16 protein-coding genes and 3 tRNA genes are annotated in these 24,256 nt (G+C 52.8%); 17 read left to right on the forward strand and 2 right to left on the reverse strand.

Annotated features, from left to right (window positions below):
* The first annotated feature begins 13 nt into the window (after positions 1 to 13).
* The 9 genes from ACQ66Q_RS20505 (at position 14) to ACQ66Q_RS20545 (ending at position 9,165) form a co-directional block, all read left to right on the forward strand.
* Positions 14 to 1,213, forward strand: coding sequence for an aspartate kinase (locus tag ACQ66Q_RS20505; protein ID WP_430458470.1), 1,200 nt, complete (start codon positions 14 to 16; stop codon positions 1,211 to 1,213).
* A gap of 111 nt (positions 1,214 to 1,324) precedes the next feature.
* A complete protein-coding gene (gene csrA / locus ACQ66Q_RS20510; protein ID WP_031568392.1) occupies positions 1,325 to 1,528 on the forward strand; it encodes a carbon storage regulator CsrA in 204 nt (67 codons plus the stop codon).
* Between the two features lie 167 nt (positions 1,529 to 1,695).
* A tRNA-Ser gene (locus ACQ66Q_RS20515) sits at positions 1,696 to 1,785 on the forward strand.
* A gap of 18 nt (positions 1,786 to 1,803) precedes the next feature.
* Positions 1,804 to 1,880: transfer RNA gene (locus tag ACQ66Q_RS20520), tRNA-Arg, on the forward strand.
* A gap of 64 nt (positions 1,881 to 1,944) precedes the next feature.
* A tRNA-Arg gene (locus tag ACQ66Q_RS20525) sits at positions 1,945 to 2,021 on the forward strand.
* A gap of 1,090 nt (positions 2,022 to 3,111) precedes the next feature.
* Positions 3,112 to 5,109: a methyl-accepting chemotaxis protein gene (locus ACQ66Q_RS20530; RefSeq protein ID WP_430458471.1), complete on the forward strand. Its 1,998-nt coding sequence runs from the start codon at positions 3,112 to 3,114 to the stop codon at positions 5,107 to 5,109.
* A gap of 263 nt (positions 5,110 to 5,372) precedes the next feature.
* Complete coding sequence (locus ACQ66Q_RS20535; protein WP_430458472.1) at positions 5,373 to 6,515, forward strand: hypothetical protein; 1,143 nt, start codon at positions 5,373 to 5,375, stop codon at positions 6,513 to 6,515.
* Positions 6,509 to 7,042, forward strand: a complete 534-nt coding sequence (locus tag ACQ66Q_RS20540; RefSeq protein WP_430458473.1) for a polysaccharide biosynthesis/export family protein — start codon at positions 6,509 to 6,511, stop codon at positions 7,040 to 7,042. The genes ACQ66Q_RS20535 and ACQ66Q_RS20540 overlap by 7 nt, the downstream gene beginning before the upstream one ends.
* The gene (locus tag ACQ66Q_RS20545) at positions 7,042 to 9,165 is read left to right on the forward strand and encodes a GumC family protein (protein ID WP_430458580.1); all 2,124 of its coding nucleotides are present in this window, start codon (positions 7,042 to 7,044) and stop codon (positions 9,163 to 9,165) included. The genes ACQ66Q_RS20540 and ACQ66Q_RS20545 overlap by 1 nt, the downstream gene beginning before the upstream one ends.
* A 6-nt stretch (positions 9,166 to 9,171) precedes the next feature.
* Here ACQ66Q_RS20545 and ACQ66Q_RS20550 read toward each other — a convergent pair whose 3' ends face one another.
* Entirely contained in the window at positions 9,172 to 10,404 is a 1,233-nt protein-coding gene (locus ACQ66Q_RS20550; RefSeq protein ID WP_430458474.1) for an ROK family transcriptional regulator, read from the reverse strand.
* A 222-nt stretch (positions 10,405 to 10,626) separates the two neighbouring features.
* Here ACQ66Q_RS20550 and ACQ66Q_RS20555 point away from each other — a divergent pair, with 222 nt between their 5' ends.
* From ACQ66Q_RS20555 to ACQ66Q_RS20580, 6 genes are all read left to right on the forward strand, one after another.
* Positions 10,627 to 11,667, forward strand: coding sequence for a substrate-binding domain-containing protein (locus ACQ66Q_RS20555; protein WP_430458475.1), 1,041 nt, complete (start codon positions 10,627 to 10,629; stop codon positions 11,665 to 11,667).
* Entirely contained in the window at positions 11,664 to 12,629 is a 966-nt protein-coding gene (locus tag ACQ66Q_RS20560) for an ABC transporter permease (protein ID WP_430458476.1), read from the forward strand. Before ACQ66Q_RS20555 ends, ACQ66Q_RS20560 begins: the two co-directional genes overlap by 4 nt.
* Positions 12,622 to 13,395: an ATP-binding cassette domain-containing protein gene (locus ACQ66Q_RS20565; RefSeq protein WP_430458477.1), complete on the forward strand. Its 774-nt coding sequence runs from the start codon at positions 12,622 to 12,624 to the stop codon at positions 13,393 to 13,395. Before ACQ66Q_RS20560 ends, ACQ66Q_RS20565 begins: the two co-directional genes overlap by 8 nt.
* A gap of 9 nt (positions 13,396 to 13,404) precedes the next feature.
* The gene (locus ACQ66Q_RS20570) at positions 13,405 to 15,036 is read left to right on the forward strand and encodes a glycoside hydrolase family 3 protein (protein WP_430458478.1); all 1,632 of its coding nucleotides are present in this window, start codon (positions 13,405 to 13,407) and stop codon (positions 15,034 to 15,036) included.
* Positions 15,037 to 15,243: 207 nt separating this feature from the next.
* Entirely contained in the window at positions 15,244 to 17,763 is a 2,520-nt protein-coding gene (locus tag ACQ66Q_RS20575) for a TonB-dependent receptor (protein ID WP_430458479.1), read from the forward strand.
* A 139-nt stretch (positions 17,764 to 17,902) separates the two neighbouring features.
* Entirely contained in the window at positions 17,903 to 20,104 is a 2,202-nt protein-coding gene (locus tag ACQ66Q_RS20580) for a carbohydrate-binding protein (RefSeq protein WP_430458480.1), read from the forward strand.
* A 223-nt stretch (positions 20,105 to 20,327) separates the two neighbouring features.
* On the opposite strand, the gene luxS is transcribed toward ACQ66Q_RS20580, so the two are convergent.
* Entirely contained in the window at positions 20,328 to 20,834 is a 507-nt protein-coding gene (luxS, locus tag ACQ66Q_RS20585; protein ID WP_430458481.1) for an S-ribosylhomocysteine lyase, read from the reverse strand.
* Positions 20,835 to 21,085: 251 nt separating this feature from the next.
* Here luxS and dnaK point away from each other — a divergent pair, with 251 nt between their 5' ends.
* Positions 21,086 to 22,987, forward strand: a complete 1,902-nt coding sequence (gene dnaK, locus ACQ66Q_RS20590; RefSeq protein WP_208930615.1) for a molecular chaperone DnaK — start codon at positions 21,086 to 21,088, stop codon at positions 22,985 to 22,987.
* Positions 22,988 to 23,110: 123 nt separating this feature from the next.
* Complete coding sequence (gene dnaJ, locus ACQ66Q_RS20595) at positions 23,111 to 24,253, forward strand: molecular chaperone DnaJ (RefSeq protein WP_430458482.1); 1,143 nt, start codon at positions 23,111 to 23,113, stop codon at positions 24,251 to 24,253.
* The last annotated feature ends 3 nt before the right edge of the window (positions 24,254 to 24,256 follow it).

Below are 24,256 nucleotides of genomic sequence, written 5' to 3' on the forward strand. Positions count from 1 at the left end.
GGTGGCATTACTGGTGCAAAAGTTCGGTGGTACCTCAGTAGGGACCACTGAACGGATTGAAGCAGTGGCGGATTTAATTATCCGCACTGTGCAGGCTGGCCATAAAGTGATTGCAGTGGTGTCAGCGATGGCCGGGGAAACCAACCGGTTACTCGGGCTGGCGCAACGGATCGACGTGAAGGCCAGCGCGCGCGAGCTGGATGTGCTGGCGGCTGCCGGTGAACAGGTCACTATCGCATTGCTGGCGATTGCCTTAGTGAAACGTGGCTACCCTGCGGTATCTCTGTTAGCCGATCAGGTCTGTATTCACACCGATAACAAGTTTGGCAAAGCCAGAATTGAGCGGGTGGATACAGAGCGGCTGGCGCAGGAACTTGAACAAGGCCATATTGTCGTGGTCGCTGGTTTTCAGGGCCGGGATATCGAAGGCAATCTGACGACGCTGGGACGCGGCGGCTCCGATACGTCGGCCGTCGCGCTCGCTGCAGCGGTAAAGGCTGACGAATGTCAGATCTATACCGATGTGGATGGCGTATATACCATAGACCCACGGATTTGCCCCGGTGCACGCCGCCTGCCACAGATCCCGTTTGGTGACATGCTGGAGCTTGCTAGTGTTGGTGCGAAGGTGCTGCACTCGCGCTCGGTCGAATACGCTGGTCGTCATCGGGTGCTGTTACGCGTGTTATCGACCTTCAGGCCGGATGCCGGCACGCTGATGACTTACGAGGAAAATCCAATGCAACTACCGTTAATTTCCGGTATTGCCTGCCAGCATGGCCTGACGTTTCTGCAGTTACAGGCGTTGAGTCATACTGATTTTTGCCGGCTACTGAACCTTTTAGCTGCGCACAACGTTGAAACGGATATGGTACAACAGTATGGCGTTTGGCCCGATCAGCTGACAGTGCAATTGGTGCTGACCAACAGCGATTGGCTGCAAGTTGCTGACGATGTACAGAATTTGCTGAAAAATTGTCGGGACGCTCAGCACCGCATTCAAGCAAATCTTGCTAAACTGTCGGTGGTAGGTATCGGCATCAGGTCACAACCCGATGTTGTTGCGCGGATCCATCAGCTGTTAAACCAGCTGAATATTCAGATTTGGGCGATGACGCAGACTGAAAGTCGGTTTTCTGTATTAATGGCACCGGAGCTGGTTGAAGGTGCTGCAGCAAAATTGCATCAGGTTTTGTTCAACAGTGATAATTAATCGCTGGATTTTCATAAATTTGAATGCTGAGTTATGATTGGCAACATGGACGCGTTGGTGAAAGGCTAAGCGTCGTTTATATAGCTGTGACTAAAGGATAGGAGCAAACGAATGCTTATTTTGACCCGTCGCGTTGGTGAGACATTAATGATCGGTGATGAAGTGACAGTCACTGTATTAGGCGTAAAAGGCAATCAGGTACGGATCGGTGTGAATGCACCAAAAGAAGTCTCTGTGCACCGTGAAGAAATCTACATGCGGATACAAGCGGAAAAGGGCACACCAGGCAGTTACAGCCAGGATGATGATCAATAAGTCTGTTTTCGTAAATCATTGTTTTTATTGTTTTGTTGTGTAAAAAGTAGTCGTTTACGTTATTAATTGTGCAGATTGTCTAAAAGGTCGGCAATCGCACAGTCAGGTTCAAAATTTTGTTTGACATATTTTCCTGAGACATTAATATACGCACCGCAACGTAGCGCGGAGAGATGGCCGAGTGGCTGAAGGCGCACCCCTGCTAAGGGTGTATAGGGGAAACTCTATCGAGGGTTCGAATCCCTCTCCCTCCGCCAGTTGTTTTTAGATTAGATGGACGCATAGCTCAGCTGGATAGAGTACTCGGCTACGAACCGAGCGGTCGGAGGTTCGAATCCTCCTGCGTCCGCCATCTGAAACACTGGCATTACCTGCAAGATTGAAAGTTGTAAGACCTGTCGCAAGACATACTCCCAGGACGCATAGCTCAGCTGGATAGAGTACTCGGCTACGAACCGAGCGGTCGGAGGTTCGAATCCTCCTGCGTCCGCCATTAAACCTGCTTAGTGCAGGTTTTTTTGTTTAAAGCTAGTCCCCAAATCAAGAACTGATGACGCAGGCGGTGAGAACCTCCGTTTGGTTCGACGTGTCGGCTTTGCCGACCGAGCACGCGCAGCGCGACCCGAAGGGCAGTTGGCGCAGCCAGCTGTAATCCTCCTGCGTCCTCCGGCCTGTTGCAGAGCAACAGGCGTGAAATCAGTGCGAGCCAAAATGTTGGCTCGCACGCTGCTGATTTCACCCATTAAACCTGCTTAGTGCAGGTTTTTTTGTTTAAAACTAGTCCCCGAATTAAGAACTGATGACGCAGGCGGTGAGAACCTCCGTTTGGTTCGACGTGTCGGCTTTGCCGACCGAGCGCGCGCAGCGCGACCCGAAGGGCAGTTGGCGCAGCCAGCTGTAATCCTCCTGCGTCCTCCGGCCTGTTGCAGAGCAACAGGCGTGAAATCAGTGCGAGCCAAAATGTTGGCTCGCACGCTGCTGATTTCACCCATTAAACCTGCTTAGTGCAGGTTTTTTTGTTTAAAACTAGCCCCTGAATTAAGAACTGATGACGCAGGCGGTGAGAACGTCCCTCCTTGCGGAGCTCGTCGTGTTCAGCCGGCAGCACGCTAAATGGATGTCGGGTTGAGCTTGCTTCTTCCCGGTTGGACGCTGTCAAAGCATCAAACAAAGCGGCGTTACCGGCGTCTTCCAGTACCACAAACACCAATCAGACAAATCATCCTATATCTTCTGCATTTAGCGAGCTCAGGGGCGGTCCTGAGCTATCCGGGCAAAATTCGGCAGTAGCGCTGCCTAAAATGTCGGCAATCGATACAGTTCTCCCCAATTTGCTGCGTCAAAACAGCGCGGCCGGCGCAGTTTTATGCCCTATTTGTGTGCTTGGCCGAAGGCTGTACAGCCAGGATGCGTCAAAGTGGTGCGAATTTTGAGTTTCTAATTCAATAAATTCTTATAGATCAAATATTTAATTGTCTGTTTTGAACTGCTGGATTTAATTCAATTGTTGTGATTTGATGGAGCGGCACTTGTTTGGGGGTCTTATGTTGTATCAAAAAATAACATCAATAAAAAAGAAAATTTTGTTTGCAGTCGGTGGCTCCACGGCCATTTTATTAGCAGTTGCCGCATTACTGGTGATCCAGCATATCGCGGCGCAAACCAGAGCGCAGGTTGAAGCAGAGGCAAATAGCCTGATGCAGAAAGAATCTGTGGCTGTGGGCCAGTTCTTTGCGGAGTATGCGCAGGTCGCGAAGACTTTTTTACACAGTCCGCAATTTCAGCAATGGTTTTTGCAATATCCGGGGCGTGGCACCGATTTGGCAACCGCTGAAGGTTATCCGCAGATTAATCAGACTTTTAAAACCATTAGTGGCGGCGACGCCAATATCCTGTCGGCATTTTTTGCCTTGACCCGCTCTGACGAGTATTTCCGCGAAGATTCCAGAACCGGTGTTGACGTGGATGGGCCAGACAAAGGTGTGGTGGACAAAGGTTATTTCGCCAGCCAACGGCCCTGGTATATCGAGACGATGAAACACAATAAGTTTTTCGTCGGTTCACCGTCGGCAGATTTTACCACCGGCATCGTCTCAGCCGTCGTGGAAGGTCCGGTCTACCTGCCGGATGGTACTTTGCTCGGTGTGGGTGGCCTCGATCTGCATATCAATAAAGTCGGGGACAAGGTGGAAACCATTCGCTATCAGGGCGAGGGCTTGCCGTTTTTACTCGATGGGAAAGGCCAGATTGTGCATTTCTCCGAGCGGGCGGGCGTCACCACTAAAGCGAATGACCCGATCCAGGGGCTGGACAACAAAAACAATGACAGCAGTGGTTTTGCCGTGTTGGCGAAAGCGGCACAGCAAAGTCAGTCAGGTTTTGCCGAGATCCGCCTCAATGGTGCGGATTATTACGTCGCTTACCAGCCGGTCAGCCGCGATTTTCCGCAAATGAACTGGTTGGTGGGGATCCTGATCCCGGCCGCGTTAATCGATGCGCCAATTGAGTCGACGGTACAGTGGTCAATCTTTGGCGCGCTGCTGATCCTGGCGCTGATCACTGCAAGTATTATGATCACCACCGGCGTGATCACCAAACCACTGCAACAATTGACTCATGCTATGCAGGACATTGCCAGCGGAGACGGCGATCTGACACGACGCATCGATATTGCCCAACAAGACGAGGTGGGCGCATTAGCCCGGCATTTTAATACCTTTGTCAGCAAATTACGCCAGTCACTGGCACAAACCCAACAGCAGGCTGAACAGGTCAAATTGTCCAGTGAGCACCTGAACCAGGTGGTTGGGCTGACCAATCAGGAGATCCAGCATGAGAAAGCGCAGATTGACTCAGTTTCTGCTGCGGTGACTGAGATGGCTGCGACTGTGCAGGAGATTAGCCGCAATGCGCAATCAACCAGCCAGGCTGCGGCGGATGCGGATGAGCGTGGTCAGCAAGGGGCGAAATTGTCTGCGCTGGCAGTTAACGATATGGAATCGCTGAATCAAAGCATGGTGTCTGCCGTTGATGTTGTGGTAGGGCTTGCGAAAGAATCAGAAAACATCGGCACTGTGGTCGATGTGATTAAAGGCATTGCCGAACAGACCAATCTGCTGGCATTAAATGCCGCCATCGAAGCGGCCCGTGCCGGTGAACAAGGCCGTGGCTTTGCAGTGGTCGCTGATGAAGTCCGCTCATTGGCGGGGCGCACGCGCGAAAGCACGGATGATATCCGCCGGATGGTGGAAAAACTGCAACATATTGCGAAGCAGGCGGAAGACGTGATGCAACAAGGACGCAGCCAGACGGAGGTCAGTGCGGAGCGTGCCCGGGCGATGCAGCAGTCATTAACCGCGATTAGTGCAGCGATCATGGTCGTGCAACAGCAAAGCACTCAAATTGCGGTGGCGACCGAGCAGCAAACGATTGTGGCTGACGACATTAACCGCAGCCTGACCGCGATCACGGCGTTAGTTGACAATACAGCAGATCATGCGCTGGAACTGACTGGGGAAGCGCGTCAGCTGGATAATTCGGCCTCTGCGTTAAATCAGGTGGTCGCACAGTTCCGCATCTGAATCGTGCCTTGGTGAATCAGCATAAAACGGCCGGAGTGGTAACACTCCGGCCGTTTTGTTATTCATGGCACAGAGCAGCAAAGGCCATATTTTGTTGTATTGGCAGCCGATCTTGCTGGTCTTGATCCGATCAATATTTTTACACGGTTTTAATGCACCGGACGCGGGATAAAGGCTTTGTTTTTTTTCCGTTCTCCATTACCATGCGGTAAGGGAAAAATAAAAGGAAAATATGGATATTTTATTTTTCAAGAGCATTTTGAATGAACAGGTCGTATTTAGTCGGATTTGTACCGCTTTTTTTAATCACCTCAGCGCAAAGCGTAGCTGCTGACTGGGATCAGGCCCACAACGATCTCAGTGCCTTCCTTGGTGTGCAGAGTAATACCAATTTATTTAATACCGCAATGCAGCGTCAGTCAGATCAAAGTGGCACCGCGGGCATCCGCTGGGATTGGCTCGGTCTGTTTGAAGGCTATGGCCTGCAACTGCCGCTGCAAATCAACCGCCAACAATACCGGGACAGCAGCGACTTAGCGCAAACGCTGTATCAATTGCAGCCGGAATTGCGTTTGTTTCTGACGCAACAAACTGATTTATCGTTGCAGGCCACCTTGCGCAAAGACCAGCATCTGGCCGGGGATAGCGCGGCAGAGTTTTTGTCTGCTGCCGAGCGGGCGTTAATTGCAAAACAAACCGGTGCACAGGCTGCGCTTAGTTTTGGTCGTGCACCAGACATTCAGAATCTGCGGGTCACACTCGGCACAGACAGACGTCAGCAAGATGTCCAAGAGCAAAGATATTCCACATTAGACAGCGATTTTGCCGAAGCACAATACAGCCATAAATTAAACGAAAATGTCGCTTTGGTATTGGATGTCGCCAGACGCCAGGAACAACAAAACCAACTGAGTACCGACTTGACTCAGTATGGTGGCGGTCTCGCAGTACAGTGGACCGGCCAGCAGTTTTTTCGCCTGACCGGTGGCCGCTTTTCGCGCAGCTATGCGGCCGATCAACTGGCAAAAGTGACGGGAAGTTACTGGCAGCTGGAAAACGTCTGGCAGTTTGACCAACGCTGGCAACTCCAGCTGCAAAGCGGTCGCAATTCGGTATTGTCTTATGCCACCGGCAGCGTCAGCCAGCTCGATACCCGCCATGCCGCCAGTATGCGCTGGCAATATGATCAGTCACATCAGTTCAGTATTGAACTCAGCCAGCTGACATCCCGGCTTGATCAGGACGATTACCACAGAACTCGCGATGCGCTCGGTGCTGGTTGGCGCTGGCAGTGGGCACAGCAATGGCAAAGCCTGGTCCAACTCAGTCAGGTACGGCAGCGTCAACAGCAGCAATTAAATCGCGACCGTGTCGAATTGATGGCTGAGGTCAGCTGGTCATGGTGAAGTGGTGGTGCGCTTTCATCAGCCTGTTGCTGCTCGGCGCTGTGCAGGCACAGACCCCTGCTACGCAAGGCTTACAAAGCTACAAGTTTGGCCCGGGTGACTCGATTAAAATCAGTGTTTATCTGGAACCAGATCTGTCGGTGACCGCTGAAATCAGCCAGCAAGGGTTCATTGATATGCCTTTACTCGGCAGTATCCGGCTGACCGGCCACACCCAGCAAAGTGCCAAAGAATACCTGGAACAACGACTCAAAGATGGCTATCTGGTCGCGCCGAGTGTTTCGATCACTGTCGACAGCTACCGGCCGTTTTTTATCTATGGCGAAGTGCGTAATCCGGGCAGCTATTCCTATCAGCCGGATATCACACTGGAGCAGGCGATAGCGCTGTCAGGCGGCTTGCTAGATCGGGCCTCGCGCAGCGCCTGGCAGATCCAGCGTGGCGCCGACAAAGCAACGTTTAAAGCCAGCTCGGACACGATCATCCTGCCCGGTGATGTGATCAAAATCGATAAGAGCTTTTTTTGATGCAGTCACAGCAGCAACAGCAACAGGTGCAACAGTCCAATGACGCGATCGAATTAAGCGTCATTCTGGCAATCTTATCTGCGCGGCGTTGGCTGATTGTGCTAATCACCAGTGTAATTTTTGCATTGGTCACTACTTTTGTATCGCAATTGCCATCTGTGTTTCGTGCCGACACCACGCTGATGGTAAAAGGCGGTTTGTCTGCCAATCCGTTGCAATCGCTGATCCCCGGTATGGGCGGTGGTAACGATGAACTTGATACGCAAATTAAGCTGTTGACCTCGACGCAATTTGCGCAGGATGTGGTGAAAAATCTGCCCGCCGATCTGGAACTCGGCTTACCAAACGACATGCGTCGTGATGACGTACAGGCTTTGCTGGCGGATTTATCGGTAGCTGCGGTGCCAAAAACCACGTTGTTGCAAATTTCTTATAAGCACCACAATCCATTTATTGCTGCCGAAGTGGTCAATCACCTGGCGGCTCATTTCATGAATTATCAGACCGACCTGATGCAACATCACAACCATCAGGCCAATGACTGGATCAAACAGCGGGTCGATGAAGTCCGGAATAAGCTGACCGAGTCGGAGCAAAAGCTGCAGCAGTTCCGTCAGGAACGCAACATTGTCGATATCAGCAGCGATATTGAACTGAGTAAGCACGAGATCTCCCAGTTGTTCAGTGAACGCCGCTTGCTGCAAAAACAAGCCGATGAATTGTCAGTGCTACTGGGCAAAATTCAACAGGCGGGCCAGAACTATGAAGTGCTGATCAACATCGCTGAAGTGGCGGCAGTGCCAGTGATCGCTTCGTTGCAACAGCAACTGGCGATGCAACAAGCCGAATTTGCCCAACTGCGCCTGAGTTATCTGGAAAAACACCCGCGTTATATTGCTGCCAATCGCAAAATAGAAGTGACCAGCCAGCAACTTAACAGCGAAGTAAACAAACTATCTGGCAATTTCCTGATCCGCCAACGCGATTTACAACGCAATTTGCAGGAAATCATTGTGAAGGCTGATGCTGCAACGACCCGACTGGAGCAACTGGTTGGTGTTGGTCAGGCGCATAAAAAACTCGAAGCTGAAATTCAGGCCAATTTGCATTTGCTGACGACATTGTCGGACAAAATGAAAGAAACCGAACTGATGAAAGACATCAATAAAACGTCGAGCATTTTTGTGGTGGATCCGGCGATAGTCCCGGTCAACCCTATCGGGCCGAAACGTTTGTTGTTGTCAGTGGCTGCTTTTGTTCTTGGCATTATCAGCGCAGTTTTTCTAGTCCTTTGTTTGCACTTTTTTGCCGATGTCACCTCGAAGTACCGGCATATTGCCACGCGCTATGGGTACAAGTTACTCGGCGTGGTGCCACAAATCCGCATCAAAGGCATCGACCGCAATCTGCCGGTGATCCAGCAGTCCGGCAAACAATACACCTTGTATCAGGAATACATCCGTTCGTTACGGACCAACATTCTGCTGGATAAACAACTCAGTACCCAACGTTTGCTGGCGCTGACATCCATTTCACCGAATGAAGGTAAATCAAGTATTTGTCTGCAGCTGGCGAAATCGTTTTCCGAGCTGGAACGCGTGATCATCATTGACGCCGACTTACGCTTTCCGGCGCTGGCGGAAGCGTTGGGCGAAAATCCGCACCGGCCAGGCCTGACCAACCTGCTGGCGAAAACCCATACTTTTGAGCAATGTGTGTTTTACAGCAAAGAGCTGAACGCCGATGTACTGCCATCCGGCATCCGGCCGATGAACCCGTTGCTGTTTTTGTCGATGCCACGATTTGACGCTGTGCTCAAAGTGCTGGCGAAAAAGTATGATCGCGTCATTATCGAATGTCCGCCGATTTTATCGGTATCTGACGCGATGGTCGTGGCTAAATGTGTCGGTAAACTGGAACTGGTGGTCGATGTGAAAAAAACACCACTGGTCGATTTTGCTGCCAAAATGGAGCTGTTATCACAATCTGGCGTCAATATTGGTGGCGTGATCCTGAACCGGGTAAAAAACGACACCTCCAACTATTATGCGACATCGGCCACCCGCGCCAAACAGCCGTCTGCGCTACGCCAACTGTTGCACGATAATTTGCGGCGGGCCTGATCGGCTTTACTGTTCGTCCTCTGCTGCGTCGACACTATCGAGGCAAAATAACAACTGTTGACGTGCATCCAGCAGTGACTGGGGCGGCAATTGCACTTGCCGGGCATGATCCGGCCGCAAAGCCGCGTGTAACGGCAGCGCCGTCAGTCCTTGCATCGCGACTTGTTCAACCTGTGGGGTTTTAATCAGCCTTGGCACATCACGCGGTCCATATTGCGCGATCGATGGAATAAATGGCCGCAATTTGCTGATTAGTCTATCGAGAAACCAGGTACTGACTTCACCGCCAATAATAATGGTCTGACAGTTAAACAAGGTTTCCAAGGTATGGATTGCCACCCGCATTGGTTCGGTGGCGCGGTCAAACCACAGGTTCAGTTTGTCCGCCTGCGCGGCGAGACGGTCAAAACCGTCGGCGGAGTCCAGCTGCAGTCCCGGCAGTTTTTTATCAACAAATTGCTGCAGTGATCGCACTGACGCAAAATCATTCAGCCGGCCGAAATCACCGTTGCTGTGATCTTGGTCTGGTGTAACAAAAATCTCACCCAAAGCCCCTGTTAAGCCATGTTGTCCCTGCAATAACCGCCGTTCAAATACAATCGCCGTATCAATTTGCTGGCCCAGATGGATATAACAAAAGCTGTTCAGCTGGCGCGCCTCACCGTGCAACAGTTGCCAGGCTGCGCAGGCCGCCGCCGTATGAGCGGCACAGACCGGTAGTTGCAATACAGTGGCAAGCTGTTGTTGCAGTAGCTGCAATTCCTGATGGCGTTGCTCCGGCTCGCTGACCGAGGCCGACACTATGGTCAGGCCGGCACCCAGCAGCTGGCTGTGGTTATGCGCCGACTGTTGCAAAAACAGCGTACTGAACTGACCAATCTGACTGATCAGGCTGACATCATTTTGTCGCGGCTGCGTCTGATGCTGCAACAACTGACCGGTTAAATCGCTTAAAGCCAATTCAATCCGGGTTGGCCAGACCCGGATGCCCAGACTGAACAAGCCCGGACCGTTTAGCATCAGCATTGTCGACGGTTTTCCAACGCCTAATTTCAGCTGGCCTGTCTCAATCACCAGTTGATGCGAGATCAACTCATCAACCAGATTGGTGATGGTCTGTTTGGTTAATGCGGTGGCCCGTGCCAGATCAGCGCGCGACAACGGGCTTTGGGTAGCCACTTGTGACAGCACCAGCCGAAGATTTAACGATTTGTTTTGTTTAGAGTTAGAGCCTTTCATGCAAGGGCCTTGTCTGGCGTTTGTGCACGAACTACGTGCCAGGAGATCGACCGTCATTCTTGACCTGAAGCGTCGGCAAACGCAAACAATTTGTCAGCTTAAAGTTATTAGTAAAAATGATTGACTTAATGATACTGGTTGGAATATAACCAATCTATCAAAGTTGTGAATAAAAGGTGTCGAGTGAAACAAAAAATACTGCAGTGGCGGCAGGTAGCTCTGATGTGCCTGTTGCCAATCCTCAGCCCGCTGGTCAGTGCGTCGACGCCTGCGCTGGATTTAACCCGTGCAGCCCGCGCGGAACAGGTGATATTGACACCGGCCCAGCAACAACAACTGCACACGACGAAGCGCCGTGCCGCACTGGTCTGGCACGGCTCCAGCGCTTGGATCAATGCGGTGACAGCCGGTGCCCGCGCCGAATTTGCGGCTGCCGGCGTCGATGTGGTTGCAGTGACCGATGCCAATTTTGATCCGGCCCGGCAAGTGGCGGACATTGAAAATGTTACAACGATGCGACCCGATTTTATTCTGACACTGGCGATTGATCCTTCCAGCGTCAAAAGCAGCTTGCAACGAGCGGTGAAACAGGGCGCAAAACTGGTGCTGCTCAGCAATCCGATCGCCGGTTTCCAGCATCCGGCTGATTACGCCGGCATTGTCACCGATGACATGCTGGGTATGGGCCAGCGTGCAGCATCGGTGCTGGCGGAGTACAGCAACAAGCCTTTAAAAGTTGGCATGATTTTTCATGATGCCGACTATTTCATCACCAATACACGCGACCAGGCTTTTGCTAAAGCACTACAGGCCCATCCCCAGTTGCAGCTGGTTGCGCGGAAAGGGTTTGTTCGCGAACAGGAAACCAGTGACGTGGCGGCGGCCTTGCTGCTGCAACATCCGGAACTGGAGCTGATTTATGTGTCATGGGACAGCGCAGCCGAAGGCGTGCTGGAAGCACTGCGCGCGGCCGGGCGCAAGGATATCCGCGTGGTCACCCATGATCTGGGGGTCAACAATCTGCTGGATCTGGCCCGCGGCGGCAACATGCTGGCGACGATCGCGGACCAACCTTATCTGATTGGCCAGACCATGGCCAAAGTCGCGTTACTGGCCGAACTGCAACAGCCAACACCGGCCCTGACGCTGGTGCCATTTGACACCGTGCATCGCCACAACATCAGTGAAGGCTGGTTACGGGCCTTTCACAGCCCGCTGCCACCAGTATTACAACCTTTTATTGCAACGGAGAACAGCCAATGACCACTCAGACCCAGGCGACGATGCTGAAGCAGCTGCTCCTGCGCCGCGACGCCTATATCTATTACATCTTTTTGATTGTACTCAGTTTTTTTGCAGTGCTGCTGCATGATACTGCCTTTTTAAGCCTCGACAATTTACTGAATATTGTCCGTCAGACCACGCCGGTGACTGTGATGGCTGTGGCGCTGTGTTTTGCCCTGGCGGTCGGCCACATTGACTTGTCGATTGGCGCCGTGGTCGCGGTCAGTGCTTTGGTCGCCGCATTGTTGTTACCGCAGTATGGCGTGTTGGTTGCGACCGTGGCGGCACTGGGGCTCGGCGCAGCGGTCGGCTTTCTCAATGGCGTACTGACGGAAAAATTACAGGTGTCTAGCCTGCTGATCACGCTTGGCACTATGAGTGTACTGGCTGGCGTGGCGCGGCAGCTGACTGGGATGGAATCGGTGCCGGTACTACATGACGGCTTTATTTTCTGGTTTGGCGGCGGTGAGCTGTTTGGAATTCCGACGTTGTTGCTGTGGACCGTTGCAATGGCACTGCTTGGCTATTTGTTACTGAACAAGCTGCGGTTTGGCCGGCATTTATTGGCGGTGGGTGGTCAGCCGCAGGCCGCCCGCGCGATGGGGATTGCATTACAACGGCTGCGGGTGCAGGCGCTGATGATTTCGGCCACTGGTGCGGCGCTTGCCGGCTTGCTGTACGCAGGCCGGTTGCAGGGCGCGCGTTATACACTGGGTGAAGCGGACCTACTGACAGTGATCGCAGCAGTAGCGATTGGCGGTACCAGTCTGTTTGGCGGCCGGGTATGCATTTTCGGCGCCGTGCTTGGCTCCTGGCTGATGGGGATGATTAATAACGGCCTGATCCTGTCTGGTTTTTCCACCAATGAACAAATGGTGGCGCGTGGCGTGATCCTGATTGTAGCGGTGGCAATTGGTGTGCGGGAGGTGAAACATGGTTAGGAATGCATTGGGGCAGGTCGCCTTAGAGATCCGTCATCTCGGCAAATCTTTTGGCGCGGTACAGGCGTTAAAAGACGTCAGCTTTTCGATCCAAAAAGGCGAAGTGGTGGCGCTGCTTGGCGACAATGGTGCCGGTAAAACCACGTTGGTGCGTTGCCTGGCCGGTATCCATCAGCCGGACCGCGGCGACATGCTGTTTAACGGTCAGCCGGTGCAACTGGCTAATCCACAGCAGGCGCGCGCCCTCGGCATTGAAACGGTGTTCCAGGATCTGGCGATGGTGCCGGAGTTTGATATCGCCGCCAATCTGTATTTAAACCGGGAAATTCTCAGCAAAAACCCGTTGCTGCGGGCGATTGGCTGGCTGGACAAAGCGGCGATGGCGCGGCAGGCACGCAAATCGCTGCACCGGCTGAATAGCCGGATGCCAGATTTTAGCGCGCGGGTGCAGAGTCTGTCCGGCGGTCAGCGCCAGGCGATCGCGATTGCGCGTGCCGTCAACTGGGGCGCCGATCTGGTGATTATGGATGAGCCGACCGCAGCACTGGGTGTAGAGCAAAGCGCTCAGGTCAACGAGCTGATCCGGCTGATCAGCTCGCAGGGCGTGGCGGTGCTGTTAATTAGTCACAACATGCAGCACGTGCTGGAAACCTGCGACCGGGCCGTGGTGTTGTATCAGGGCTGTTCGGTAGCAGATGTCGCGCTTGGCGACGTCAGCAAAGAACATCTGGTGGCACTAATTACCGGCGCGGCATTGGCCGCCTGAGGAGCAATAATGAAACATCGGATCCGGCAGCTGATCGACAGCCTGCCGCTGGAACATAAAGTCGGTCAGCTGTTTATGCTGGCGTTTGCTGGCCCAGATCTGGCTTATGCCCGCCAGTTGGTCGAGCAATATCAGATTGGTGGCTTTTATCTGACCGACGACAATGCTGCCGACCCACAGCATGCGGCCGCGCTTAATCTGGAGCTGCAAAAGCTGGCGGCGCTGCGCAGTGTTGATGCGCCGCTGATTTTGGGCGTGGATCAGGAAGGTGCCTGGAGTGTGCTGACAAAATATACCGACACCGGGCCCGGTAATCTGGCGCTGGGTGTCGTCGATGACGTGTCGCTGACGGCGCGGCAGTATCAAAGTATGGCGCTGCAAATGCAGGCGCTTGGTTACAATACAGTACTGGCGCCTTGTGTTGATGTGAACAGCAACCCGGATAATCCGATTATCGGCCAGCGTTCGTTTGGCGCCGAGCCGGCGTTGGTATCACGCCATAGCCGTGCAGCGGTAACGGCAATTTTACAAACCGGCATGCTGGCTTGTGCCAAACATTTTCCGGGGCATGGCGATACGGCCACTGACAGCCACAATGGCCTGCCGGTGGTGGATCTGGCGCTGTCCGAATTGCTCGACACGCATCTAAAGCCATTTATCGCAGCGATTGAAGCCGGCGTGCCATTACTGATGACCAGCCATATCTGTTACCCACAGCTGGACGCTGAGTTTCCGGCCACCTTATCGCCGGTCATTCTGCGCAGTTTGCTGCGGCAGCAACTGGGGTTTGATGGCGTGATCCTGACTGACAGCATGAACATGGGCGCGATGCGCCGCCATTATGGCCCGGTGGAGGCCGCAGTGCAGGCGCTGCGCGCCGGTGCCGACATGATCATGTTAAGTGAAGAGCACTACGAAAACGCCGTCACCGACTATCAGACGCTGCAACGCCAGACCATCCAGGGCGTAATTGCCGCAGTACAAAGTGGTGACCTGGCGCACAGTGTCATTGATGCCGCGCTGCAGCGGGTGTTGCTGCTGCGTTATCTGCTGGCGGAGCCCAAAATCCGGCCAGTGCCGGATGGTGCAGTGCTGGCTGCTGCAGCGGCCCGCCGCGCCTGTCGGGTGCTGCGTGATGAGGCTGGGCTGCTGCCGCTACAGCAGCCATTTTATCTGGCCTGCATGGCCGATCCGGTAGAGTATGCGCAGATCTGCAATAGCCGCGGCATTGGTCCGAACGACGCGATACCGGCAAGCAGTGTGGTGCTGGAAGCGCTGCAACAGGCTGGCGCTCAAGTCGAAGTGCTCAGCTGGCCCGTGCTCGCCGGCTGGCTGGAACGCGGTCAACGTCCGGATTTGCCATTGTTGCTGCTGAGTGAAGACTATCCGTTACCGGGCAGCCGGCTCAATCTGCCGCGTCAGCGCGAGCGAGTACAGCAATGTCTGCAAGCCTGGGGTGGGCAAGTACTGCTGCTGGCGCTGCGATCTGACACAGAACTCAGCGCTTATCCACAGCTGCAAACTTATCTGTGCAGCTATTCCAGCCGGCGTTGCAGTGCATTGGCGGCCACCGCGATGTTATTGGGGCAGTCTGTTGTAGCGCAGGCAGAACCACAGTCAGAACTGATCATAAATTTGTAAACAAAACGCTATTTATTTTAATGAAATAAATAGTCAAAACAATTGACAAATAATTAGTAAAGCAAATAGACTAAAATTTAAGCAGCAAAGGTAAGACAATAATGTTGCAGTTCTGATGTCGGGAAGCATTCGAGCTGAGTAGTAACTTGTTGATATTGCTAGCGCTGTAACTGTCCAAAACCAAAAATAATACACGGGGAACTACAGATGAACGGCAAAATGACTTACCTGGGCTGTTGCGTGGCCGCTGCGTTGTTAAGCAGCACCGCAGTAGCGCAAAGTAACAAAAATGTAAGCGCAGACGATGGCAAAATTGAACGGATCTCGGTCACCGCCAGCAAACGCAAAACCTACCTGATGGAAACACCGGGCGCGATCACGGCGATTAGCCAGGACCAGCTGACCCGTGGCGGCATCAAAGAATTACGTGAACTGACCACCAGCATTCCAAATACTCAGTTTGTGGTCTCCGGCACCGATTCCGGTATTCAGGCATCGATTCGCGGTGTGCGTTCCGGCAACAACACTGAAATTGGTGATCCGGCAGTCGGCGTACATATCGACGGCATTTATTCACCACGGCCCCAAGGTGCGTTGGCGCTGTTGTATGACGTGTCGCAGGTTGAAGTGTTGCGCGGTCCGCAAGGTACCTTATTTGGTCGCAACTCGACTGGCGGCTCGATCAACGTGATCCCGAATAAAGCCGATACCTCAGATTCTTACTCCAGCGTGGTGCTTGGTTATGGCAACTACGCGCATAAACAGCTGCGTGGCCTGACCAATATTGCCGTCAATGACCGCTTTGCGCTGCGGTTTGCGCTGATGGCGGACCGCCGTGATGGTTACATCCAGCAGGATTATGACGTACGGGATATCAACAGACCGGACATCAAAGATCCATTTACCGGCAAGCCGATGGTCGCCGATGGCCGGCCCGATACCGACCAGCGTGAAAACCGCCGCGTCGGTAAAGAAGACTATTACAGCAATGCCGATAAACAGGCAGTGCGGGCTCTGGCGCGTTGGGTACCAACCGACAAACTGACCTGGGATCTGACGCTGGAACACTTTGCTGATAAAAGTGCCGGTGAGTTGTTTTTAAAAGACTGTAAGCAGGCCAAAGGCACTGTCGATCAATGTACGCAGCAACAGTTCTACGCCAACATTAACGTGCCGGGCGATATGGATATGACCATCGACACCACGCGTTCACACCTGAACTGGCTAATTAATGATTTGTGGAGTGCTGACTACCGTTTCAGCGTGGCCGATCAGGAACGTTATCAGTTGTTTGACGAAGACGCCGGTTTTGCTGCCGCGCCAAGTCGCGCCAAGCTCGACAGCTTCAGTCATCCGTTATTGTTTGACCGTTATGCTCGCACCGATGCGCAGTTTAAATCGACCATCCACGAACTGCAGTTCACCTATTCCAGCAACGACCTGAAGTTTGTCACCGGTGTGTTTTCGATGCGCGAGAAAAACAAAATCAAGTTTGATGTTGAACTGGTGCACGGCCTGCGCCATTCCGCGCTTGGTTATCACCCGGCAGCATTTTCTTATCCTCAGGACGACCGGCGCGCCAACGCAGATGCCGTTTTTGGCCAGTTCGACTATCAGCTCAGTGACAAACAGCAGCTGACGTTTGGTTACCGTCAGACCCGTGACGAGAAAATCGATAACGGCGGCGTCGGTTATGAGCTGGTGTTCAGCGACAAATACTACAACGGCAAATATGACCCGACCAAAAACGGCAGTATTCAGGGCGACAGTCTGACCAAAGAGATGGGCACCTATCCACCACTTGGCCAGGTGTTAACCGCCGGCCGGCGTACCTATGCCAGTGAAGACTGGAAGAAAGGCACCTGGAAACTGGGCACCGATTATCGCCTCGATAACAACGACTTATTGTACGCCTTTGCCGCAACCGGATTTAAAGCCGGTGGTTTCTTCGAAGATTTTGATATCTGTGATTGTGGTCAGTACTCCAACCTGCCGTATGGGCCGGAAGAAGTGTTGAACTACGAGGCGGGTTACAAAGGCAGTCTGCTGGACGGCAAGATGAACCTGTCGGCGGCGCTGTTTTACAGCGATTACACCGATATGCAGGTCACCAACAACCAGAAAGTCGGCACCCGGCCGGATGGCAGTGAAAAGACGCACAACGTCACCACCAACATTGGCGAAGCCTCGTTAAAAGGCCTGGAGCTCGAACTGGATTATATTCCCTGGGTCGGTGGCCGGCTGACCGGTTATGTCGCCTGGCTGAACGCCCGGGTCGAAGACATTCCGTTTGAAGATGCCTATTACTGCAGCGAACGGTTGGAATATGGCCAAAAACCTTGTGCCGGCAAAGTCGACATCAGCGGCAACAGCCTGCCGTATTCACCGGACTGGTCTACCAGTCTGACACTGAAACATACGCTGGAACTGACCCAGGGTTATGCGCTGGAGCCGCAGATCACCGCGCATTGGCAAAGCAAAATGTACACCTCGCTGAATAACTACGATGGCGCGCATTTATCGGATGCTCAGGACGCCTACTGGAAAGTGGATGCCAGCGTGCGGTTATTGCCGGCGCAAGGTAATTGGTGGCTGGAAGCTTATGGCAGCAACCTGACTGACGAAGTGGTGCGCAATGCCAACTACTTCCAGTTCCGTGACGGTTTTATCCGTTCTACTTACAACCCGCCACGGATGTACGGCGTGCGGTTTGGCTACGACTTCTGACAAGGACAGTTGACGGGCTGATACCGGAAGTTTTGTGCTGTCGGTATCCCTTCACGGCTTTGCGTCCTGAGCCGGGCCCGGGCTCAGGGTATTACGCGATGGCTTTCGCCAACCTTCTTATTAAACGCAGGAGTTTTCGATGCCTATTTCATTTAAAAAGCGGCCGTTAAACCGGCTGTTCGCCTTCTGTTGCTTGGGCTTAAGTTCGCAGGCACTGGCCGCGCAGGGCAGTTTCCAGCAATTTCTCGATACGATGCGTGCTTTTGAATCGGGCATTGACCCGGCCAAAGCCGCTTTTTACCGGCAGAACCTGGATCAGCCGGTCTACAACTACGCCAAAGTGACGGCGCCGGGCCAAATCATTCGCGATCCGGTGACCGGCTCGATGATTTCTGAAGCCACCACCATCCGCGAATTTTTCCAAAAACTTGGTGTAGCGTCTTTTTATAGTGAATTTCCGGCCAACGAAGCGGCGATGTTCCGCACCATGCAATACAACTCGCTGAATGCCTGGGGTTTTATCGGTTACCAGCTCGGTGAGGCGGTGTTGATTTCGGCCGGTTATTACAGCCCGAAACAAGTTACCACCGGCAACGAAACGCTCGATAGCTTTTATATTTTTATGCCGGACAGCACCTGGGCCAATGGCGTCAAACAAGCCCGTTCCGAAATTCCCGGCTCTGGCGGTAATTTTATTCTGGCGACTGATACCAACCGCTGGCAAGGCAGCTTTGTTGGCAAAAACGGCGTCAGCAGTTTTGCCGACTTAAAAGTGCCCGATAAACAAGAAGTGGTGATCCGCGACGTGATGCGGTTTAACTATGGCGTGATGACAGAACTGCTGACCAAAGCCAATATGACCTGGGCACAGGCCTTAGCAAAAAGCTGGCCGGGCAAAGACGAAGCCGGCAATAACATCACCATTCAGGCGACGATGTCGGGTTTACTGGCGGCTGCCCATTTGCGTGGTGCCTGGGGCACAGCCGATTTACTGATCAAAAACCAGCAAAGCTGTGATGAGCTCGGTACCTGTATCACCACTTATATTCACAAGTTTGGTGGTTTTGATACTATTTTTGATACGCCGGCCAATGACCAAATCAGCGGCAGTCCGTACAACGAAGTGTTAGCGGCAGGCTGGGGCAATGATGTGGTACAGACCGGCGGCGGCAAAGATCTGATCCAGCTGAATCAAAGTGCCAATGGCCGGACGCTGGTGAAAAGCTTTACCGTCGGTGATGACCGCGTGGTCCTGCGCGGCTGGTCGGTGGCCAATCCGCTGGCGAATCTGATTGTGACCCAAGGGGTACAAGGCGCTGAACTGAGTTTTGCCGGCCAGACGCTGGTTCTGGAAAATGTCACAGTCGCGCAAGTACAGGCGAATGTTGGCGCCGTGATCCAGGCCGGGCAAATTTATCCGCTGGCCTGGAGTGGTAAATCTGTCGTGAACAACTTTAACCCGCAAGCCGACCAAATTCGTGGCACCGCTGGCATCGACTTTAAACACCTGAAAGCCTTCCAGGACAATGGCAGTCTGTTTGTTGGCACTCAGGCTGCAGACGGTGGCATTTATTCCTGGATTGAACTCAAAGGCGTCAATCGCAGCCAGGTGAACCCGGAGATGTTTGTTGATGTGACCGGCAGCTACAACCGTTTAGGTTTCACTGTTTTGCTGACCAATACCAGCTGGAGCTGGGGCCAGACCAAAACGGTCGACTATTTTAAAGCGGCAGATACGACGCTGAATTTGAGTGCCTTCCCTTATACCTTCAGCACGCTGAAGCTGACACAGGATGGCACCACTACTGTGGTCAGCCTGGTTGGCAGTCAGGGCCAGGGCGATACCAAGACGCTGCGTTTGCTCAATACCAAAGTTAAAGATTTAACCGCAGCGAATTTTTATGGCCTCAAAGGTGGCAGCTTCAGTGATGTGACTATTGATGACCCATCCAATGCGATTTATCACACCATCAATGCCAGCGTCAGCGGTAGTGGCGGCGTGATTTCACCAAGCGGTGCAGTGCAGGTAAGGGACAACACCAATCAGCTGTTTACCATCACGCCGAATGCCGGTTTTAAGGTGAAATCCATTTTGGTGAATGGCGTGGCCCAGCCGGTCAGCAATAGTCTGACGCTGACTCAGGTCAAAGCTAATGGCACAGTGGTGGTCAGTTTTGAGGCGGGCAGCAGCTGTACTACGCCGGTCTGGGAAGCGACCAAAGTCTATGTCGGTGGGAATAAGGTGAGCTATCAGGGCTTTATTTATACCGCGCGCTGGTGGACACAAGGTAATACGCCGGGCACCAACGAAGTCTGGACCAAAGGTGCAGCCTGCCAATGATGCTGTGATGAGTGCGATGTAACTTCGGCCGGCATCCTGTCCGGCGGAGGTATTGCCAACCGGTCCAGCAATGGACCGGTTTTTTATATCCAGGGACGGATGGTATGCCGGAAATGCAGGAGCAATTTTCGGCGATATCCAGGGATGAAAAACGCCCGCCTTTTGCTGCGGCCATAAAAAAACGCCACAGCAGTGGCGTTTAATGCGAAGACCAGCCTGACACTCAGTGCTGTAAAAACTCCGGCGCCAGCGTCAGTTCTTCGTTGCGGTTAACACCTACGCCGCGGTCAATCACGTTTTGGGCGATTTGTTTGGCCTCGATCAGCGAATGCATTTCATAAGTACCGCATTGGTAGACATTCAATTCCGGGATCTTGTTCTGATCCTGGACCTGCAGTACGTCATTCATTGCGGCCTGCCATGCTTTGGCAACGCGCGCTTCGTCTGGTGTGCCAATCAGGCTCATATAAAAGCCGGTACGACAGCCCATCGGCGAGATGTCGATGATTTCAACACCCTGACCATTTAAATGGTCACGCATAAAACCGGCAAATAAATGTTCCAGCGTATGGATACCTTTTTCCGACAGAATTTCCTGATTCGGCACACAAAAGCGCAGGTCAAATACGGTGATATCGTCGCCTTTTGGCGTGGTCATTTTTTTCGCCACGCGCACGGCAGGGGCTTTCATGATGGTGTGGTCAACGGTAAAGCTGTCGAGTAATGGCATGCAAAGTATCTCCATAAAAGCAAGTGAGCCGATTATAGCGGCGCCGTCTGGCCTTGGGTACGAAAATTCCGTGGTATCAGACTGGCGGACTCTTACAAATCGCTGAAGTTCCCGCCTTTAACCACGTTTTCGCCCCGTTAAACGCAGAAAAATGAAAAAATTTATTGGAATAACCTTGAATGCATTAGGGGTTAACCCCATTAACTGGTCAACACAATGAAATTGTTCCAAATTATAGAGCGGAGTAAATTATGGGCAGAATTATTGGTATTGACTTAGGTACAACAAACAGCTGTGTGGCCATTCTGGATGGCGATCAACCTCGGGTGATCGAGAACGCTGAAGGCACGCGCACTACGCCATCCATCATCGCTTATGCCGAAGATGGTGAAGTACTGGTCGGTCAGCCGGCAAAACGTCAGGCCGTCACGAACCCGAAAAATACTTTATTCGCGATCAAACGCCTGATCGGCCGTCGTTTTGAAGACGCCGAAGTGCAGCGCGACATCAAAATCATGCCTTACCAAATCGTGCGTGCCGACAATGGTGACGCCTGGGTTGAAGTCAAAGGCAAAAAATTAGCAGCACCGCAAATTTCTGCGGAAGTGCTGAAAAAGATGAAGAAAACTGCGGAAGATTACCTGGGCGAGCCAGTGACTGAAGCGGTGATCACAGTTCCTGCTTACTTCAACGATGCACAGCGTCAGGCGACCAAAGACGCCGGCCGTATTGCAGGTCTGGAAGTGAAGCGCATTATCAACGAGCCTACCGCTGCGGCGCTGGCTTACGGTATGGACAAGAAAAAAGGCGACACCAAAATTGCGGTGTACGACTTAGGTGGCGGTACTTTCGATATCTCGATTATTGAAATCGATGATGTTGATGGCGAGCAAACCTTTGAAGTACTGTCGACCAACGGTGACACGCATTTAGGTGGTGAAGATTTCGACTCACGTCTGATCAACTACCTGGTAGACGAGTTCAAGAAAGAACAAGGCATTGACCTGCGGAACGACCCGCTGGCAATGCAGCGTCTGAAAGAATCTGCTGAAAAAGCCAAAATCGAGCTGTCTTCAGCCTCTCAGACCGAAGTGAATCTGCCGTACATCACTGCTGATGCCACAGGTCCAAAACACCTGAACATCAAAGTGACACGCGCCAAACTGGAAGCACTGGTAGACGATTTAATCACTCGTACCATTGAGCCGCTGAAACAAGCATTAAAAGATGCCGATCTGTCAGTCAGTGATATCAACGATATCATTCTGGTTGGTGGTCAGACGCGGATGCCAAAAGTGCAGGAAGCGGTGACCGCTTTCTTCGGCAAAGAGCCACGTAAAGACGTCAACCCGGATGAAGCTGTAGCCGTAGGCGCGGCCATTCAGGGCGCAGTATTGTCTGGTGATGTGACCGACGTGTTGCTGCTGGACGTGACGCCATTGTCACTGGGTATCGAAACGATGGGTAGCGTGATGACAGCGCTGATTGAGAAAAACACGACTATTCCAACGAAGAAGTCGCAAACCTTCTCAACAGCAGAAGACAATCAGTCTGCCGTGACCATCCATGTACTGCAGGGTGAACGTAAACAAGCGTCTGCCAACAAATCGCTGGGTCAGTTTAACTTAGAAGGCATTCGTGCCGGTCGCCGTGGCGAGCCGCAAATCGAAGTGACTTTTGACCTAGATGCCGACGGTATTCTGCACGTATCTGCGAAAGACAAAGACACCGGTAAAGAACAGAAGATCACCATTAAGTCTTCTTCAGGTCTGACCGATGACGAAATTCAACGCATGGTACGCGATGCTGAACTGAACGCGGAAGAAGACAAAAAGTTTGAAGAGTTGGTGCAGACGCGCAACCAGGCTGATGCACTGGTGCACGCGACCCGTAAACAGGTCGAAGAGGCAGGTGCCAACCTTGCAACCAACGACAAGCAAGAAATTGAAGCTGCGATCAGTGCGCTGGAAAGCGTGATCAAAGGCAGCGATAAAGCTGAGATCGAAGCCAAAACTCAGGCGCTGGTGCAGGCCGCGCAAAAACTGCAGGCTGCTGCCCAACAACACAACCCGGGTGCTGAGGCAGGTAATGCCAAAAACGCCAACGACGATGTGGTTGACGCTGAGTTTGAAGAAGTGAAAGACAACAAGTAAGCGTTGTCTTCAGGAAGTCGAAGCATTAAGCTGCGGTTTTCCGGAATGTTAGTGTTACAGGGAAAGCGACCGCCACGGCGGTCGCTTGTCTATCCGCAGACCCTGAATAGTTGAAGCAGCATTATGTCAAAGCGTGATTATTACGAAGTGTTAGGCGTCAGCAAAGGCGCCGATGAAAAAGAAATCAAAAAGGCTTATAAGCGCCTGGCGATGAAATATCACCCTGATCGCACGCAGGGTGATAAAGCCATGGAAGAGAAGTTTAAAGAAGTTCAGGAAGCCTATGAGATCCTGAATGACGACCAAAAACGCGCCGCTTATGATCAATACGGTCATGCCGGTGTCGACCCAAATCGTGGCGCCGGTGGTTTTGGCGGTGGCAACGGCGACTTTGGCGACATTTTTGGCGACGTGTTTGGTGACATCTTCGGCGGTGGCCGGCGCGGCGGTGGCGGCGGACAGCGTGCACAGCGCGGCTCTGATCTGCGCTACAACCTGGAATTAAGCCTCGAGGAAGCAGTCAAAGGCAAAGAGCTGGAGATCAAAGTTCCGACGTTGGTGGCCTGTGATACCTGTGATGGTTCCGGCGCGAAAAAAGGCACTTCGGCCAAGACTTGCGGCACTTGTCAGGGCCATGGTCAGGTCACTATGCGCCAGGGCTTCTTCGCGGTGCAGCAAACCTGTCCAACCTGTAACGGTCGCGGCAAAATTATTCCGGAACCATGCCCGAAATGTCATGGTGATGGCCGCATCGAAAAGAGCAAACTGCTGAAAGTGAAGATCCCGGCAGGCGTTGATACCGGCGATCGGATCCGTTTAACCGGTGAAGGTGAAGCGGGCATGCATGGCGCGCCTTCGGGCGATTTGTATGTGCAGGTGCATGTCAAAGACCACCCGATCTTTGTCCGTGATGGCAACAATCTGGCCTGTGAAGTGCCGATCAGTTTTTCGATTGCCGCCCTTGGTGGCGAAATTGATGTACCGACCCTGGATGGTCGCGTCAAATTGAAGATCCCGGCCGAGACCCAGACCGACAAGATGTTCCGCTTACGCGGCAAAGGCGTGCAGTCAGTACGTGGCGGCGGTGTCGGTGATTTGGTCTGTAAAGTGGTGGTGGAAACGCCGGTCAATTTGTCAGAAAAACAAAAAGACCTGTTGCGTCAGCTGGATGAAAGCTGGGGCGGCGACGGTGAAGCGACCCACAGACCCAAATCGAAAGGTTTCTTCGATGGTGTGAAGAAGTTCTTTGATGATTTAACCGGTTAAGGT

Source organism: Rheinheimera sp., assembly GCF_965283995.1.
Lineage (GTDB): Bacteria > Pseudomonadota > Gammaproteobacteria > Enterobacterales > Alteromonadaceae > Pararheinheimera.

Excerpts from the sequence above, each read along its gene's own strand:
- dnaJ (WP_430458482.1), top strand. The coding sequence starts at position 23,111 with ATGTCAAAGCGTGATTATTACGAAGTGTTAGGCGTCAGCAAAGGCGCC.
- ACQ66Q_RS20550 (WP_430458474.1), bottom strand. The coding sequence starts at position 10,404 with ATGAAAGGCTCTAACTCTAAACAAAACAAATCGTTAAATCTTCGGCTG.
- dnaK (WP_208930615.1), top strand. The coding sequence starts at position 21,086 with ATGGGCAGAATTATTGGTATTGACTTAGGTACAACAAACAGCTGTGTG.
- ACQ66Q_RS20560 (WP_430458476.1), top strand. The coding sequence starts at position 11,664 with ATGACCACTCAGACCCAGGCGACGATGCTGAAGCAGCTGCTCCTGCGC.
- ACQ66Q_RS20540 (WP_430458473.1), top strand. The coding sequence starts at position 6,509 with ATGGTGAAGTGGTGGTGCGCTTTCATCAGCCTGTTGCTGCTCGGCGCT.
- ACQ66Q_RS20580 (WP_430458480.1), top strand. The coding sequence starts at position 17,903 with ATGCCTATTTCATTTAAAAAGCGGCCGTTAAACCGGCTGTTCGCCTTC.
- luxS (WP_430458481.1), bottom strand. The coding sequence starts at position 20,834 with ATGCCATTACTCGACAGCTTTACCGTTGACCACACCATCATGAAAGCC.
- ACQ66Q_RS20535 (WP_430458472.1), top strand. The coding sequence starts at position 5,373 with ATGAACAGGTCGTATTTAGTCGGATTTGTACCGCTTTTTTTAATCACC.
- ACQ66Q_RS20555 (WP_430458475.1), top strand. The coding sequence starts at position 10,627 with ATGTGCCTGTTGCCAATCCTCAGCCCGCTGGTCAGTGCGTCGACGCCT.
- ACQ66Q_RS20545 (WP_430458580.1), top strand. The coding sequence starts at position 7,042 with ATGCAGTCACAGCAGCAACAGCAACAGGTGCAACAGTCCAATGACGCG.
- csrA (WP_031568392.1), top strand. The coding sequence starts at position 1,325 with ATGCTTATTTTGACCCGTCGCGTTGGTGAGACATTAATGATCGGTGAT.
- ACQ66Q_RS20570 (WP_430458478.1), top strand. The coding sequence starts at position 13,405 with ATGAAACATCGGATCCGGCAGCTGATCGACAGCCTGCCGCTGGAACAT.
- ACQ66Q_RS20575 (WP_430458479.1), top strand. The coding sequence starts at position 15,244 with ATGAACGGCAAAATGACTTACCTGGGCTGTTGCGTGGCCGCTGCGTTG.
- ACQ66Q_RS20565 (WP_430458477.1), top strand. The coding sequence starts at position 12,622 with ATGGTTAGGAATGCATTGGGGCAGGTCGCCTTAGAGATCCGTCATCTC.